At 71.9% G+C, this 13,894-nt stretch carries 14 protein-coding genes; 5 read left to right on the top strand and 9 right to left on the bottom strand.

What is annotated here, in order from left to right:
- Window positions 1-113: 113 nt before the first annotated feature.
- The 3 genes from ACFWPI_RS20335 to coxB are packed head-to-tail and all read right to left on the bottom strand — an operon-like array spanning window position 114 to window position 3,156.
- On the bottom strand, window positions 114-530 hold the full coding sequence (locus tag ACFWPI_RS20335; RefSeq protein WP_063347290.1) for a cytochrome c oxidase subunit 4: 417 nt from the start codon (window positions 528-530) through the stop codon (window positions 114-116).
- Window positions 530-2,305, bottom strand: coding sequence for a cytochrome c oxidase subunit I (ctaD, locus tag ACFWPI_RS20330; protein WP_063347291.1), 1,776 nt, complete (start codon window positions 2,303-2,305; stop codon window positions 530-532). Before ctaD ends, ACFWPI_RS20335 begins: the two co-directional genes overlap by 1 nt.
- Window positions 2,302-3,156, bottom strand: coding sequence for a cytochrome c oxidase subunit II (coxB, locus tag ACFWPI_RS20325; RefSeq protein ID WP_063347292.1), 855 nt, complete (start codon window positions 3,154-3,156; stop codon window positions 2,302-2,304). Before coxB ends, ctaD begins: the two co-directional genes overlap by 4 nt.
- Window positions 3,157-3,524: 368 nt before the next feature.
- Between coxB and ACFWPI_RS20320 the strand changes: the two genes are divergently transcribed.
- Window positions 3,525-4,925 (top strand): aminotransferase class V-fold PLP-dependent enzyme, encoded by a 1,401-nt coding sequence (locus tag ACFWPI_RS20320; protein WP_363377783.1) that lies wholly within the window; start codon window positions 3,525-3,527, stop codon window positions 4,923-4,925.
- Here the strand turns inward: ACFWPI_RS20320 and ACFWPI_RS20315 are convergent.
- The gene (locus ACFWPI_RS20315; RefSeq protein ID WP_063347293.1) at window positions 4,918-5,895 is read right to left on the bottom strand and encodes a carbohydrate kinase family protein; all 978 of its coding nucleotides are present in this window, start codon (window positions 5,893-5,895) and stop codon (window positions 4,918-4,920) included. The genes ACFWPI_RS20320 and ACFWPI_RS20315 overlap by 8 nt on opposite strands.
- A 280-nt stretch (window positions 5,896-6,175) precedes the next feature.
- On the opposite strand from ACFWPI_RS20315, the gene ACFWPI_RS20310 reads away from it, so the two are divergent.
- Both ACFWPI_RS20310 and ACFWPI_RS20305 read left to right on the top strand, forming a co-directional pair.
- Window positions 6,176-6,385, top strand: coding sequence for a hypothetical protein (locus ACFWPI_RS20310; RefSeq protein WP_063347294.1), 210 nt, complete (start codon window positions 6,176-6,178; stop codon window positions 6,383-6,385).
- A 113-nt stretch (window positions 6,386-6,498) separates the two neighbouring features.
- Entirely contained in the window at window positions 6,499-7,206 is a 708-nt protein-coding gene (locus ACFWPI_RS20305) for a hypothetical protein (protein ID WP_380375663.1), read from the top strand.
- A 193-nt stretch (window positions 7,207-7,399) separates the two neighbouring features.
- On the opposite strand, the gene erpA is transcribed toward ACFWPI_RS20305, so the two are convergent.
- Window positions 7,400-7,753 (bottom strand): iron-sulfur cluster insertion protein ErpA, encoded by a 354-nt coding sequence (erpA, locus tag ACFWPI_RS20300; protein ID WP_030391519.1) that lies wholly within the window; start codon window positions 7,751-7,753, stop codon window positions 7,400-7,402.
- A 246-nt stretch (window positions 7,754-7,999) separates the two neighbouring features.
- Between erpA and ACFWPI_RS20295 the strand changes: the two genes are divergently transcribed.
- On the top strand, window positions 8,000-8,860 hold the full coding sequence (locus ACFWPI_RS20295; protein ID WP_380374681.1) for a GNAT family N-acetyltransferase: 861 nt from the start codon (window positions 8,000-8,002) through the stop codon (window positions 8,858-8,860).
- Between the two features lie 78 nt (window positions 8,861-8,938).
- Here ACFWPI_RS20295 and ACFWPI_RS20290 read toward each other — a convergent pair whose 3' ends face one another.
- The 3 genes from ACFWPI_RS20290 to ACFWPI_RS20280 form a co-directional block, all read right to left on the bottom strand.
- The gene (locus ACFWPI_RS20290) at window positions 8,939-10,306 is read right to left on the bottom strand and encodes a pyridoxal-dependent decarboxylase (RefSeq protein ID WP_244293334.1); all 1,368 of its coding nucleotides are present in this window, start codon (window positions 10,304-10,306) and stop codon (window positions 8,939-8,941) included.
- Between the two features lie 204 nt (window positions 10,307-10,510).
- Window positions 10,511-10,975, bottom strand: coding sequence for an Lrp/AsnC family transcriptional regulator (locus tag ACFWPI_RS20285; protein ID WP_063347298.1), 465 nt, complete (start codon window positions 10,973-10,975; stop codon window positions 10,511-10,513).
- A 181-nt stretch (window positions 10,976-11,156) separates the two neighbouring features.
- Window positions 11,157-12,080, bottom strand: a complete 924-nt coding sequence (locus tag ACFWPI_RS20280; RefSeq protein ID WP_063347299.1) for an NADP-dependent oxidoreductase — start codon at window positions 12,078-12,080, stop codon at window positions 11,157-11,159.
- 232 nt (window positions 12,081-12,312) lie between these two features.
- Between ACFWPI_RS20280 and nadA the strand changes: the two genes are divergently transcribed.
- Window positions 12,313-13,485, top strand: coding sequence for a quinolinate synthase NadA (gene nadA, locus ACFWPI_RS20275; protein WP_063351058.1), 1,173 nt, complete (start codon window positions 12,313-12,315; stop codon window positions 13,483-13,485).
- 104 nt (window positions 13,486-13,589) lie between these two features.
- Here nadA and ACFWPI_RS20270 read toward each other — a convergent pair whose 3' ends face one another.
- Complete coding sequence (locus ACFWPI_RS20270; RefSeq protein WP_380374679.1) at window positions 13,590-13,883, bottom strand: hypothetical protein; 294 nt, start codon at window positions 13,881-13,883, stop codon at window positions 13,590-13,592.
- Between the last annotated feature and the right edge of the window lie 11 nt (window positions 13,884-13,894).

The raw sequence follows: 13,894 nt of genomic DNA, 5'->3' as shown, positions 1-13,894 counted from the left end.
GAGCGCCCCCGCGTTCACCCGGGTGAGTGAGTTCGTCACCCTGGAGACGCAACGGGGCCGGTCCTCCCCGTGCGGGAGGACCGGCCCTGTCGTCGTCGGCGGAACCCGGGAACCTACTGGTTCTGGTTCTCGCCCCGGTAGAACTCGAAGACCCAGCCGAAGAGGCCGATCAGGATGATCGGGATCGACCAGAACAGCAGCCACCAGCCGAAGATCACTCCGAGGAACGCCAGCGAGCCGCCGATCGCCAGGGAGAGCGGCTGCCAGCTGTGCGGGGCGAAGAAGCCCAGCTCGCCGGCGTCGTCCGCCACCTCGGCCTCGGGGTTGTCACCCGCGCCGCTGTCCACCCGGCGGGCGGTGAAGGCGAGGTAGTACCCGATGAAGGCGCAGAGCGCGAAGGCGAGGAACAGCGCCGTGGTGCCGGCCGCCTCGATCCCGTGCTCCGAGTGGTTGGTCCACAGGCCGTAGGTGACGGCCATCGCGAGGACGAAGACCGCCAGCCCGAGGAAGATCTTTCCCTGTTCCTTCATCAGACGTCGCCCTCCTTCTTGCCCTTGTCCAGCTTCGGGGCGTCGTACTTCGCCGGGGTCACGCCGGCGAGGTGCTTGGCCGGCTCACCGTGGTTCTCCAGGTAGTCCAGCGCGGCGATCTCCGGGTGGTGGAGGTCGAAGGCCGGGGATTCGGAGCGGATCCGGGGCAGGGTGAGGAAGTTGTGCCGCGGCGGCGGGCAGGAGGTCGCCCACTCCAGCGAGCGGCCGTAGCCCCACGGGTCGTCGACCTCGACCTTCTCGCCGTACTTGGCCGTCTTCCACACGTTGTAGAGGAACGGCAGCATCGAGGCGCCGAGCACGAACGAGCCGATGGTCGAGACGGTGTTCAGCGTGGTGAAGCCGTCCGAGGCCAGGTAGTCGGCGTAGCGGCGGGGCATGCCCTCCGCGCCGAGCCAGTGCTGGACCAGGAAGGTGGTGTGGAAGCCGAAGAACAGCGTCCAGAAGGTGATCTTGCCGAGGCGCTCGTCCAGCATCTTGCCGGTCATCTTCGGCCACCAGAAGTGGAAGCCGGCGAACATCGCGAAGACGACGGTGCCGAAGACCACGTAGTGGAAGTGGGCGACGACGAAGTACGAGTCCGAGACGTGGAAGTCGATCGGCGGGGAGGCCAGCAGCACACCGGTCAGACCACCGAAGAGGAAGGTGACCAGGAAGCCGACCGTCCAGAGCATCGGCGTCTCGAAGCTCAGCGAGCCCTTCCACATGGTGCCGACCCAGTTGAAGAACTTCACACCGGTCGGGACCGCGATCAGGAAGGTCATGAAGGAGAAGAACGGCAGCAGCACCTGCCCGGTGACGTACATGTGGTGCGCCCACACCGTCACCGACAGACCGGCGATCGCGATGGTGGCCGCGATCAGGCCGGAGTAGCCGAACATCGGCTTGCGGCTGAAGACCGGGATGATCTCCGACACGATGCCGAAGAACGGCAGCGCGATGATGTACACCTCGGGGTGGCCGAAGAACCAGAACAGGTGTTGCCACAGCATCGCCCCGCCGTTGGCGGGATCGAATACGTGGGCCCCGAATTTACGGTCCGCCTCCAGGGCGAACAGCGCGGCGGCCAGGACCGGGAAGGCCAGCAGGACCAGCACGGCGGTCAGCAGGACGTTCCAGACGAAGATCGACATCCGGAACATCGTCATGCCGGGGGCGCGCATGCAGATGATCGTGGTGATGAAGTTGACCGCACCGAGGATCGTGCCGAAGCCGGAGAAGGCCAGGCCCATGATCCACATGTCGGCGCCGACGCCCGGCGAACGGACCGCGTCCGACAGCGGGGAGTAGGCGAACCAGCCGAAGTTGGCCGCGCCGTTCGGGGTCAGGAAGCCCGCCACCGCGATGGTCGAGCCGAAGAGGTACAGCCAGTACGCGAACATGTTCAGACGCGGGAACGCCACGTCCGGGGCGCCGATCTGGAGCGGCATGATCCAGTTCGCGAAGCCGGCGAACAGCGGCGTCGCGAACATCAGCAGCATGATCGTGCCGTGCATCGTGAACGCCTGGTTGAACTGCTCGTTCGACAGGATCTGGGTCCCGGGACGAGCCAGCTCGGCGCGCATGACCAGCGCGAGGATGCCGCCGATCAGGAAGAAGGCGAACGACGTGCCCAGGTACAGGGTGCCGATCGTCTTGTGGTCGGTGGTGGTCAGCCACTTGATGATGGTCGAACCCGGCTTGCGGGTCCGCTGCGCCCCGACCGTGACGGCCCCGGCGCCCCCGCCGGCCGCGGCGGGCTCGTTGAGGATGGTCACTTCTCTTCACTTCCCATGGTCGTGATGCCGGAGGGCAACGCGCCGGTCTGGCCCTTGGCCCGGAGGTCCGCCAGGTGCTTGTCGTAGTCGGCGCGGTCGACGACCTTGACGTTGAACAGCATGCGCGAGTGGTCGACGCCACAGAGCTCCGCGCACTTGCCCATGTACTCGCCCTTGACGGTGGGGGTGACCTCGAACCTGTTCACCACGCCCGGCACGACGTCCATCTTCATCATGAAGTTGACGGGCCAGAAGTCGTGGATGACGTCACGCGAGGTCAGCCGGAACTGCACCGACTCGTTGACCGGCAGCCAGAGCGTCGGAACGTCCCTGGGCGTACCGACGTCGTACGCGGCGTCCTTGTTGGCCGGGTCGGGGTTCTCGGTGTTCTCGTAGTTGAACGCCCAGCTCCACTGGAAGCCGACCACGTTGACCGTGTGCTGCGGCTTCTCGGAGACGGCGATCAGCTTCGACTCGTCGCGGGCGACGAAGTAGAAGAGCACCGAGACGATGATGATGGGGACCGCGGTGTAGAGCGCCTCGATGGGCACGTTGTACCGGGTCTGCGGGGGGACCTCCACGCCGGTGCGGCTGCGCCGGTGGAAGATCACGCTCCAGATGATCAGACCCCACATCAGTACGCCGACCACCAGCGCCGCGATCCAGGAGCCCTGCCACATCTGGAGGACCATCGGCCCTTCCTTGGTGACGGGGCTCGGGAGGCCAAGCCTGGGGAGGTCGTTGGCCGAGCAGCCGGTGGCGGTCGCGATGACGAGGCCCAGTGCCAGCGCCTGAGGCAGCTTCCGCCGCATCGTGCGCCGCGGCGAGCGGTCGGAGCCGTTGGGACTCACGTAGCGCCTTCCCGAAGTCTCGCCCGCCTTCGCGTCGCCCCGCGGAGGATTGTGAGCCTCCCCGGCGACCCGTCCACGGGCACGGTTTGAATGCTTATGCGGGCCAAACCCTACTCCAGCCTTATGCGCTCCTGACGGGCAGCCCCCGGTAACGCGCCGCCCGGTCGCCCGATCAGGCCCGGCAGGGGCTGCGTCGCAGGTCATCGTAGGCATTCGAGGTCCTTACGCCCGATCGGGGGATGACCTCGAACTACGCGGGTGACGGTCCGTCGGACGCGGACGAAGCGGACATTCGGGGTGATCGACTGACGGCCGGTAAGCGATGTCGTCGGACCGGAACGGCTCCGGGTGTGTCGTTAAATGTGACCGTGTACTTCGATGCGGCCTCGACGGCTCCTCTGCACCCCGTCGCACGACAGGCGCTGACCGCCGCCCTGGACGAGGGCTGGGCCGATCCGGCCCGGCTGTACCGCTCCGGCCGGCAGGCCCGGATGCTGTTGGACGCCGCCCGCGAGACGGTGGCCGAGGCCCTGGGCGCCCGGGCGGACGAGATCTCCTTCACCGCGAGCGGGACGCAGGCGGTGCAACTCGGCATGCTGGGCGCGCTGGCCGGCCACCGGCGGCGCGGCGGCCACCTGGTGCACTCGGCGGTCGAGCACTCCAGCGTGCTGCACGTCGCCGAGCGTCAGGAGGCGGGCGGGGGCACCGTCTCGGTGGTGCCGGTGGACCGCGCCGGACGGGTCGACCCGGACGTGTTCGCCGCGCTGCTGCGCGCGGACACCGCGCTGGCCGTCCTGCAGAGCGCCAACCACGAGGTGGGGACGGTCCAGCCGGTCGGCGAGGTCGCCGGACACTGCCGCGAGGCCGGTGTCCCGCTGCTGGTCGACGCGGCGCAGAGCGTCGGGCGGATGGACGTCCCGGCCGGCTGGTCGCTGCTGACCGCCAGCGCGCACAAGTGGGGCGGGCCGCCCGGCGTCGGGGTGCTGGCGGTGCGCAAGGGCGTCCGGTACGCCTCGCCGCTGCCGGCCGACGAACGCGAGGGCGGGCGGGTGCCCGGCTACGTCAACGTCCCGGCGATCGTCGCCGCGGCCGCCTCGCTGCGGGCCGTCCGGGCCGAGGCCGCGCGGGAGAACGCCCGGCTCCACGCGCTGGTGGAGCGCATCCGGGCCCGGGTGCCGCAGCTGGTGCCCGAGGTGGAGGTGGTCGGCGACCCGGTGCGGCGGCTGCCGCACATCGTCACCTTCTCCTGCCTGTACGTGGACGGCGAGGTGCTGCTCACCGAACTGGACCGGGCGGGCTTCGCGGTCTCCTCCGGCTCCTCCTGCACCTCCTCCACCCTGACGCCGAGCCATGTGCTGGCCGCGATGGGGGTGCTCACCGAGGGGAACGTCCGGGTCTCGCTGCCGCCCGGGACGGCCGAGGCCGACGTCGAACGCTTCCTCACCGTGCTGCCGGAGCTGGTCGCGGGCGTCCGGGCGCCGCTCGGGCTGGACCTGCCGGCCCCGGAGCCGGAGCCGGCGGCCGGGCCCCTGCTGGTGATCGACGCGCTGGGCAAGCGCTGCCCGCTGCCGGTGATCGAGCTGGCGAAGCGGATCGGCGAGGTGCCGGAGGGCGGCACGGTCGCCGTGCTCGCGGACGACGAGGCGGCCCGGCTGGACATCCCGGCCTGGTGCGGGATGCGCGGTCAGGAGTACGCGGGCGAGGCCCCGGCCGCCGACTACGGCGGCGACCGGGGCTCGGCCTACCTCGTCGTCCGGCGGACTACTTGACCAGGTGCGCGCGGACGTCCGCGGCGGCCTCGGCGCCGTAGGCGTCCTCGAAGCGCTTCAGGAAGGCGGTCGGGCGCAGCTCGTACTCCTGGGTGCCGACGGTCTCGATCACCAGGGTGGCGAGCATGCAGCCGAGCTGGGCGGCGCGCTCCAGGTCGAGCTGCCAGGACAGGCCGGTCAGGAAGCCGGCCCGGAAGGCGTCGCCGACGCCGGTCGGGTCGACCTTCGCCTCCTCGGCGGCGCAGCCGACCAGGATCGCCGCCTCGCCCTTGCGCTCGATCCGCACGCCCTTGCTGCCCAGGGTGGTGATCCGGGTGCCGACCCGGGTGAGGATCTCCTCGGCGTCCCAGCCGGTCTTGCTCTCGATCAGTGCGGCCTCGTACTCGTTGGTGAAGAGGTACGCGGCGCCGTCGACGATGTCGCGGATGTCGTCGCCGTCCAGGCGGGCCAGCTGCTGGGAGGGGTCGGCGGCGAAGGCGAAGCCCCGGGTGCGGCACTCCTGGGTGTGGCGGACCATGCCCTGCGGGTCGTCGGCACCGATCAGGACGAGGTCGAGGCCGCCGACGCGGTCGGCGATCGGCTTGAGCTCGATGTTGCGGGCCTCCGCCATGGCACCGGTGTAGAACGAGGCGATCTGGTTGTGGTCCTCGTCCGTGGTGCACATGAAGCGGGCGGTGTGCCGGGTCTCGGAGATGTGGACGGAGTTGCAGTCCACGTTGTTGCGCTCCAGCCAGCTGCGGTACTCGGCGAAGTCCGCGCCGGCCGCGCCGACCAGGATCGGGCGGAGCCCGAGCACGCCCATGCCGAACGCGATGTTCGGCGCGACTCCGCCGCGGCGGATGTCCAGGGTGTCGACCAGGAAGGACAGCGACACAGTGTGCAGCTGCTCGGCGACGAGCTGGTCGGCGAACCGACCGGGGAACGTCATCAGGTGGTCGGTGGCGATCGAGCCGGCGACGGCGATACGCACGGGAGGTCTCCTCAGGATGGCTGCGGGGCCAACGGGCAAGCACGGGTGAACCCACACACGGTACCGGGCTCGGGGCGGGCGGCAGCAAGACCGCCGCAATCCGCCGGCCCGCAGTGCCATCGTGGCACCCGTCACCGTCGAACGTGTACTACCTCCGGGTAGCACTGGTGGGTGGGCCGAACCCCGGCCTAGGGTCGGCAGCAGGGGCCCCGCCGAGCCGGGCGGGCCCCGTCGTCGACCGTGGCAGTGCGGCCACGGCCATGGATCGGAGCGATGCCCGATGATGCCCAGCCACGCCCCGCTGTCCGCCCTCCGGACCGAAGCCGACGGCGAGAGCCTCGACGCGCTGGTGAGTTCGTCCCGGCGGCTGCGCCGGTTCTGGCCGCTGCTGGCGACCGGTCCCGAGCCGGCCGCGCCCGCCCGGGAGGGGTTCCGGGTGCCGTCCGACGCGCAGCGGCTGGTCGCCGGGATGGCCGAGTACGACATGTGACCCGGCGCCCGCCCCGGCCCGGGGCGGGTGGAACCGGATCCGACCGGGTCACGTCACATCCGCGCGGAGCGGCCGAGCGGGCGGCACCGCTGAGCCCTCGGGAGGATGTGCAGATGGACCTGGAGACGATGCCCCGGCGCGGTCGGCGGGCGGTGGCCCTGGCGGGCCTGGCGCTGGCGGCGGTGGTGACGGTGGCCGGGTGCAACGGGGACGGCAAGACCTCCTCGGACGCGGCGGCGGGCGGCGCGGCCACGACCTCGGCGGGCGCGAGCGCCTCCCCGGAGGCCCCGGCGTCCTCCGGCGCCCCGTCCGCGCCGGCTCCGACGGCTCCGACGGGGAGCCCGTCGGCCACCACGGACCAGCCCGGCCAGACGCCGCCGACCAAGTGGGCCCCCACCCCGGCCTCGCCCGCCCCTGGGCAGCCGTCGACGGCCGGCTCCGGGGGCACTCCCCCGGGCCCCGGGATCGCGGTGGGCGAGCCCGACCCGGCCGGGTCGGGGGCGCGCCCGGCGGTCTCCTACCGGGTGGACGGCAGCAACGGGCTGACCGTCTACTTCTTCGGCGGGGTCTGCCAGAAGTACGCGCTGAAGGCGGACGAGTCGCACCCCGGCCGGGTGGACGTCAGGATCGTGGTGGCGGCGCCGGTGCAGCCCGGGCAGGTCTGCAACGCGCTGGCCAAGCGGCAGTCGGTGACCGCCGATCTGCGCTCGCCGCTGGCCGGGCGGACGGTGACCGACCAGTCGAGCGGCCAGAACGTGCCGCTGGACGCCGATCCGCACATGGGGCCGGACCCGGTCACTCCCGACGTCGCCGGCCAGTAGCCGCGACGACCCAGTAACCGCGACAACGGTGTGGAACGCGGAGGCGGGGGGGGGGGGGGGGGCCCCGGGCCGCCCCCCGCCCCCCCCCCCACCCCACCTCGGGGTTGGCCCCCGCGGGGGCGCCGGGGGTCCTCCCCCCGGGCCCCGCCTCCGTACCGCGGCTCGAACGAGCGTCGAGCGGTGCTGCTCAGGCCTAGCTGAACGAGTCGCCGCAGGCGCAGGAGCCGGTGGCGTTCGGGTTGTCGATCGTGAAGCCCTGCTTCTCGATGGTGTCGACGAAGTCGACGGTGGCGCCGCCCAGGTACGGGGCGCTCATCCGGTCGGTGACGACCTTGACACCGTCGAAGTCCTTGAGCACGTCGCCGTCGAGCGAGCGCTCGTCGAAGAACAGCTGGTAACGCAGGCCGGAGCAGCCACCGGGCTGGACGGCGACGCGAAGTGCGAGGTCGTCGCGGCCCTCCTGCTCCAGCAGGCCCTTGACCTTGGCCGCGGCGGCATCGGTAAGGAGGATGCCACTCTCGACGGTGGTCTCGTCCTGGACGGTCATCTGCTTTCTCCCGGTCTTTGACGACGGTTTGCCCCCAGTGCCAACCAACGGCCGTCCGGATTCATTTCCCGAACGGCGATTGTCTTCGTCGGCTTGCTGGTGGCGGAATTTCCGTGGGCCGGGTGTGCCACCCGTGTCCCCTACGCTCCCCATGCTCGCACAACCCGGGAGGGCGGGTCACCGCCCGAGCCGCGGAATCCGGGGAACCGGCCCCGGGCCGGGCCGGCGGACGCCAGGATGGTGGCCATGATCCTGCGCCAGGTCAGGGACACCGCCGCCGACGCGGAGGCCGTCCAGGAGCTCTCCCTCGCCGCGTTCGCCGATCCGGCCCTGCCCGGTCCGGCGGCCGTGCCGACCCCGTTGCAGCTGGCCCGGACGAGACATCTGGCGCGCACCGATCCGGCGGGCTGCTGGCTGGCGGAGAGCGGCGGGGAGCCGGTCGGCGCGGTGCTGTCGATGCGCCGGGAGGGCCTGTGGGCGCCGTCCCTGTTCGCGGTCCGGCCGCAGGCGCAGGGCAAGGGCGTCGGGCGGCTGCTGCTGGAACGGGCGGCGGCGCACTCGCGGGGCTGCCTGCGCGGGATGGTCTGCGCGTCGGCGTCCCCGGCGGCGGTCCGCCGCTACCGGCTGGCCGGGTTCACCCTGCACCCGGCGATGCGGCTGACCGGGCGGGTGGACCGGGCCGGGCTGCTCGACCCGGGGGACATCCCGGTGCACCGGGGCGGCGCCGTCCACCGGTACCTGCTGGACTCGGTGGACCGGCGGCTGCGCGGGTCCGCGCACGGCCCGGACCACGAGCTGATGCTGGGCCACTTCGAGGAACTGCTGATCGCCGACGCGCTGGCCGGCAGCGGCTACTGCTACCGGGACGGCGGCGAGGTGAAGCTGCTGGCGGCCACCACCAAGCGGATCGCCGCCCGGCTGCTGCGCGAGGCGCTGGCCCGGGTGCCGGACGGGGTCGAGGCGCGGGTGGAGTTCCTGACCGCCGAGCAGGAGTGGGCGCTGGACGTCGGCCTGGAGGTGGGGCTGACCCCGCAGAGCCGGGGCTTCGTCGGGCTGCGCGGGATGCGGCCGCCGGCGCCGTACCTGCCGAGCGGCGCCTTCCTGTGAACGACGGGACGACGGGACGGACGACGTGGCCCCCGCCGGCTGCCTGCTCCGGCGGGGGCCACGGGTCACCGGGGCCGATCAGGCCATGGTGTCCAGGATCTCCCGGACCATGTCCATCGTCGTGCCCGGGTGCAGGAAGGCGAAGCGGGCGACCGTCTCGCCGTCCCAACCGGTGGGGGTGACGAAGCCGATCTGGTCCGCGAGCAGCTGCTGCGACCAGCGGTAGTAGTCCTCGTTGGTCCAGCCCTTGCGCTTGAAGCAGACGGCCGAGAGCTGCGGGTCGAACAGCAGCTCCAGGTGGTCGGTGTCGCGGATGAGCTGGGCGGTGTCCCGGGCGAGCGTGAGGCCGGCCTCGATGGCGTCGGTGTAGGCCTGGGTGCCGTGGACGGCGAGGGAGAACCACAGCGGCAGGCCGCGGGCGCGCCGGGTGAGGTGGTAGGCGTAGTCGGTGGGGTTCCACTCGTCGCCCTCGGTGTGCAGGACGTCGAGGTAGGAGGCGTCCTGGGTGTGCACGGCCCGGGCGAGCTGCGGGTTGCGGTAGATCAGCGCGGCGCAGTCGAAGGGGGCGAACAGCCACTTGTGCGGGTCGACGACGAAGGAGTCGGCGTGCTCGATGCCGTTGTAGCGCTCGCGCACCGAGGGGGCGAACAGGCCCGCGCCGCCGTAGGCGCCGTCGACGTGGAACCACAGGTCCCGCTCGCGGGCGACCTCGGCCAGGCCCTTGAGGTCGTCGACGATGCCCTCGTTGGTCGTCCCGGCCGTGCCCACGACCGCGATGACGGTCTCCGGGTTCGGGTCGGCGGCCAGCGCGGCGCGCAGCGCCTCGCCGGTGAACCGGCGGTTCACGGTGGGGACCTTGAAGGCCTCGACGCCGATGATGTTGAAGGTGTTCTTGACCGAGGAGTGGACCTGGTCGGCGACGGCGATCCGCAGCCGCGCCTCCGGCCCGACGCCCAGCTTGCGGCGGGCGGTGTCGCGGGCGACGACGAGGGCGGAGAGGTTGCCCGCGGAGCCGCCGGAGACGAAGGTGCCGCCGGCCGAGGCGGGCAGGCCGGCGCGGTCGGCGATCAGGCGCAGCACCTGGTTCTCGGCGGCGATCGCGCCGGCCGCCTCCAGCCAGGAGATGCCTTGCAGGGACGCGCAGGAGACCACCATGTCGAAGAGCAGCGCGGCCTTGGTCGGGGCGCACGGGATGAACGACAGGTAGCGCGGGCTGTCGGCGGAGATCACCGCGCGGGACAGCTCGTGGTCGTAGAGCTTGAGCACGTCGGCGGGGGCGTTGCCGTCCGCGTTCAGCAGACCGGCCAGCTGGGCGCGCAGGTGCTCGCCGTCACCGGGGTGGTCGAGCGGGACGGGGTCGTACTGCAGCCGGTCCCGCATGTAGTCGAAAACCAGGTCGACCAGTTCGTTGTCGGGCCGGTGCATGCGGTCGGGGGCTGCGGACACGGCTGTCCCTCTCGGCTGTGGGGTGTCGGGGGATGCCCGGTCGGCGGGGCGGTTCACCGCGTGGACCGGACGTGATCAGCGTAGGCAGCGGGAGGGGTTCGCCGCGCGTCGGAACCCGGCTGGTCAGGCAGCTTTCGGGCGTCTTCGGGCCGGTCCGCGCAGGATTCCTGCGCACCGGCCGGAGGGGGCCGGACGGGGCGCGCCTCAACCGATGAGCTGGGAGAGGACGACCGAGGAGCGGCTGCGCTGGACGCCGGGCTCGCGGCGGATGCGCTCGATGACGGCCTCCAGGTGGCGCATGTCGGCGGCGCGCAGGTGGACCAGGGCGTCCGGATCTCCGGTGACCGTCCAGGCGGCGATCACCTCGGGGAACTGGCGCAGGCTGGCGAGGATCTCCTCGGGGGCGGTCCGCTCGCGGCAGTAGACCTCGACGAAGGCCTCGGTCTGCCAGCCGAGCACCGACGGGTCGAGCACCACGGTGAAGCCCCGCACCACGCCGCGCGCCCGCAGCCGGTCGATCCGGCGGCGCACGGCGGTGGCGGAGAGGTTGACCTGGAGGCCGATCTCGGCGTACGAGGCGCGGCCGTCGCGGCCGAGCCGGGCGAGCAGGAGCCGGTCGGTCTCGTCCAGGTCGGCCCCGACCACCTCGTGCGCTCGGCTGCTGGTCATCGGTGCGGGGCTCCACGGGTCGTACGGGTCGGTTGCGGCCTCGGGCGGCGGCCCTCGGACGGAGGGCGGTAGGGGCGGCTGCCGAAACGGTTCGCCAACCATTCTGGCGGATGTCAGGAGCGAGTTCACCGCTCGCAGATGACGGCCGGTGGTCCGCCGCCGGTCGGCAGCCGGTCCGCCGTCAGTCGGCCAGCAGGACGATCTTGCCCCGGGTGCGGCCCTCGGCGCTGAGCGCCTGGGCGGAGGCCGCCTGGGCGAGCGGGAAGGTGGAGGCGACGGTGACGGTCAGCCGGCCGTCGTCGGCCAGCGCGGCCAGTTCGGCGAGGTCCGCGGCGTCCGGGCGGACCCAGACGTAGTGGCCGCCGAGGGCCTTCACCCCGAAGTCGGTGATCGAGGCGATCCGGCTCTGGTCCGCCACCAGGCTCGCCGAGAGCGGGACGGCGCCGTGGCCGACCAGGTCGAGGGCCGCGTCGACCCCGCCCGGGGCGAGCGCCCGGACCCGGTCGGCCAGGCCCTCGCCGTAGAGCACCGGCTCGGCGCCGAGGCCGCGCAGGTAGTCGTGGTTGCGCTCGCCCGCGGTGCCGATCACCCGGGCGCCGAGGGCCCGGGCGATCTGCACGGCCAGGTGCCCGACCCCGCCGGCCGCGGCGTGCACCAGCAGGGTCTCCCCCGCCCGCAGCCGCAGCGCCTTGAGGCTCTGCAGTGCGGTGAGCCCGGCCAGCGGCAGGCCGCCGGCCTGGGCCCAGTCCAGTGCGGCCGGCTTGCGGGCGAGGGTGCGGACCGGGGCGGAGACGAGTTCGGCGTAGGTGCCGTGCTCGACGGTGTCCTTGCGGACGTAGCCGTAGACCTCGTCGCCGGGCGCGAACTCGGTGACGCCGCCGCCGACGGCGCGGACCACGCCGGCCAGGTCCCAGCCCATGACGAGCGGGAAGTGCACGTCCAGCAGGCCGTCCAGGGCGCCGTCCCGGATCTTCCAGTCCACCGGGTTCACCCCGGCCGCCCGCATCTGCACCAGGACCGAGTCCGGGCCGACCTTGGGGTCGGGCAGGTCGGTGTACTCGACGACTTCGGGGCCGCCGTAGCGGTTGATCGCGATTGCCTTCATGGCCTCAGCCATACCCGGGCCCGGCCGGATATCGATTCGGCCACGCGAGGACCACCCCAAAACGGTCATCCGGCTCCGCCGGGGGTCCGATTCGGCGAGCGGTTCTCGTCACATCGACAGGATGGCCATCGTCACTCTGACGCTAACCGGTTATCATAGATAGCGTCAGATAGACGAAAAGGCTTCAGGCTTGATCGGCCGCACAGAAGGGCACCCGCCCGTGACCACCACCATCACCGAGACCCACGGCGTCGACCCCACTCCGACGCCGCTCGCTCTGCTGCTGCTCGGCCGCGAGGCCGACCCGAACAGCGAGCGCGGCGTCGAGTGCCCCGGCGACCTCCCCCCGGCCTCCGACCCGAACCTCGTCGAGCGCGCCCGCGCCGCCAAGGCCGCGCTCGGTGACCGGGTCTTCATCCTCGGACACCACTACCAGCGCGACGAGGTGATCGAGTTCGCCGACGTCACCGGCGACTCCTTCAAGCTCGCGCGCGACGCGGCGGCCCGCCCGGAGGCCGAGTACATCGTCTTCTGCGGCGTGCACTTCATGGCCGAGTCCGCCGACATCCTGACCGGCGACGCCCAGCAGGTCGTCCTCCCGGACCTCGCGGCCGGCTGTTCGATGGCCGACATGGCCACCGCCGAGCAGGTCGCCGAGTGCTGGGACGTGCTGACCGACGCCGGCATAGCCGACGTCACCGTCCCGGTCTCGTACATGAACTCCTCCGCCGACATCAAGGCCTTCACCGGCAAGCACGGCGGCACCATCTGCACCTCCTCCAACGCCGAGCGCGCCCTGGAGTGGGCCTTCGAGCAGGGCCAGAAGGTGCTGTTCCTGCCCGACCAGCACCTCGGCCGCAACACCGCGGTGCGCGATCTGGGCCTCTCGCTGGACGACTGCGTCCTGTACAACCCGCACAAGCCGAACGGCGGCCTGACCGCCGAGCAGCTGCGGGACGCCAAGATGATCCTGTGGCGCGGCCACTGCTCGGTGCACGGCCGGTTCAGCGTGGACTCGGTGAACGACGTGCGCGCGCGGATCCCCGGCGTCACCGTGCTGGTGCACCCCGAGTGCAAGCACGAGGTCGTCTCGGCCGCCGACATGGTGGGCTCGACCGAGTACATCATCAAGGCGCTGGACGCCGCCGAGCCCGGCTCCAAGTGGGCCATCGGCACCGAGCTGAACCTGGTCCGCCGCCTGGCCAAGGCCCACCCGGACAAGGAGATCGTCTTCCTGGACCGGACGGTCTGCTTCTGCTCCACCATGAACCGGATCGACCTGCCGCACCTCGTCTGGGCGCTGGAGTCGCTGGTCGAGGGCCGGGTGCCGAACGTGATCACCGTCGACCCGGAGACCGAGAAGTACGCCAAGGCGGCGCTGGACCGGATGCTGGCCCTGCCGTAGCCGGCCCGGCCCGACCCGGCCGCCGGAACACGGCGACACGACGAAGGGCGGGTCCCCTCCCACCGGAGGGGACCCGCCCTTTCGTCTGGCACCGGCCGCGGCGGCTACTCGGGGTAGCCCGGGATCACACCCTCGCCGTCGGCCATCAACATCTCGCGGACCTCGTCGATCGTCGCCTCGGCGCTCGGCAGGATCAGCTCGGACGGCGCCAGTGAATCCAGCGGCACCGGAGTGCCGAACTGCTTCACCGCGTCCAGCAGCTTGCCGTAGGCGCGACGGAAGTGCTCCTCGTCCCCCGACTCCACTGCGGTGACGAGCTCGGAGTCGAGCTCGTTGAGCAGGTTCAGATGGGCCTCGCCCACCTCGTACTGCCCCTCACCCATGACCCTCATGATCATGCCGTGCGTCT

It is taken from the genome of Kitasatospora sp. NPDC058492 (genome assembly GCF_042720685.1).
In the GTDB taxonomy this organism is placed as follows: domain Bacteria; phylum Actinomycetota; class Actinomycetes; order Streptomycetales; family Streptomycetaceae; genus Kitasatospora.
Note: the sequence above shows the minus strand (reverse complement) of the source record. Positions and strands in the feature narration are given on the sequence as shown.

Coding starts and splice junctions, on each gene's coding strand:
- ACFWPI_RS20335 (WP_063347290.1), bottom strand. CDS start 530: ATGAAGGAACAGGGAAAGATCTTCCTCGGGCTGGCGGTCTTCGTCCTC.
- ACFWPI_RS20280 (WP_063347299.1), bottom strand. CDS start 12,080: ATGAAGGCAATCGCGATCAACCGCTACGGCGGCCCCGAAGTCGTCGAG.
- ACFWPI_RS20305 (WP_380375663.1), top strand. CDS start 6,499: ATGGACCTGGAGACGATGCCCCGGCGCGGTCGGCGGGCGGTGGCCCTG.
- ACFWPI_RS20295 (WP_380374681.1), top strand. CDS start 8,000: ATGATCCTGCGCCAGGTCAGGGACACCGCCGCCGACGCGGAGGCCGTC.
- ACFWPI_RS20310 (WP_063347294.1), top strand. CDS start 6,176: ATGATGCCCAGCCACGCCCCGCTGTCCGCCCTCCGGACCGAAGCCGAC.
- ACFWPI_RS20270 (WP_380374679.1), bottom strand. CDS start 13,883: ATGATCATGAGGGTCATGGGTGAGGGGCAGTACGAGGTGGGCGAGGCC.
- erpA (WP_030391519.1), bottom strand. CDS start 7,753: ATGACCGTCCAGGACGAGACCACCGTCGAGAGTGGCATCCTCCTTACC.
- ACFWPI_RS20285 (WP_063347298.1), bottom strand. CDS start 10,975: ATGACCAGCAGCCGAGCGCACGAGGTGGTCGGGGCCGACCTGGACGAG.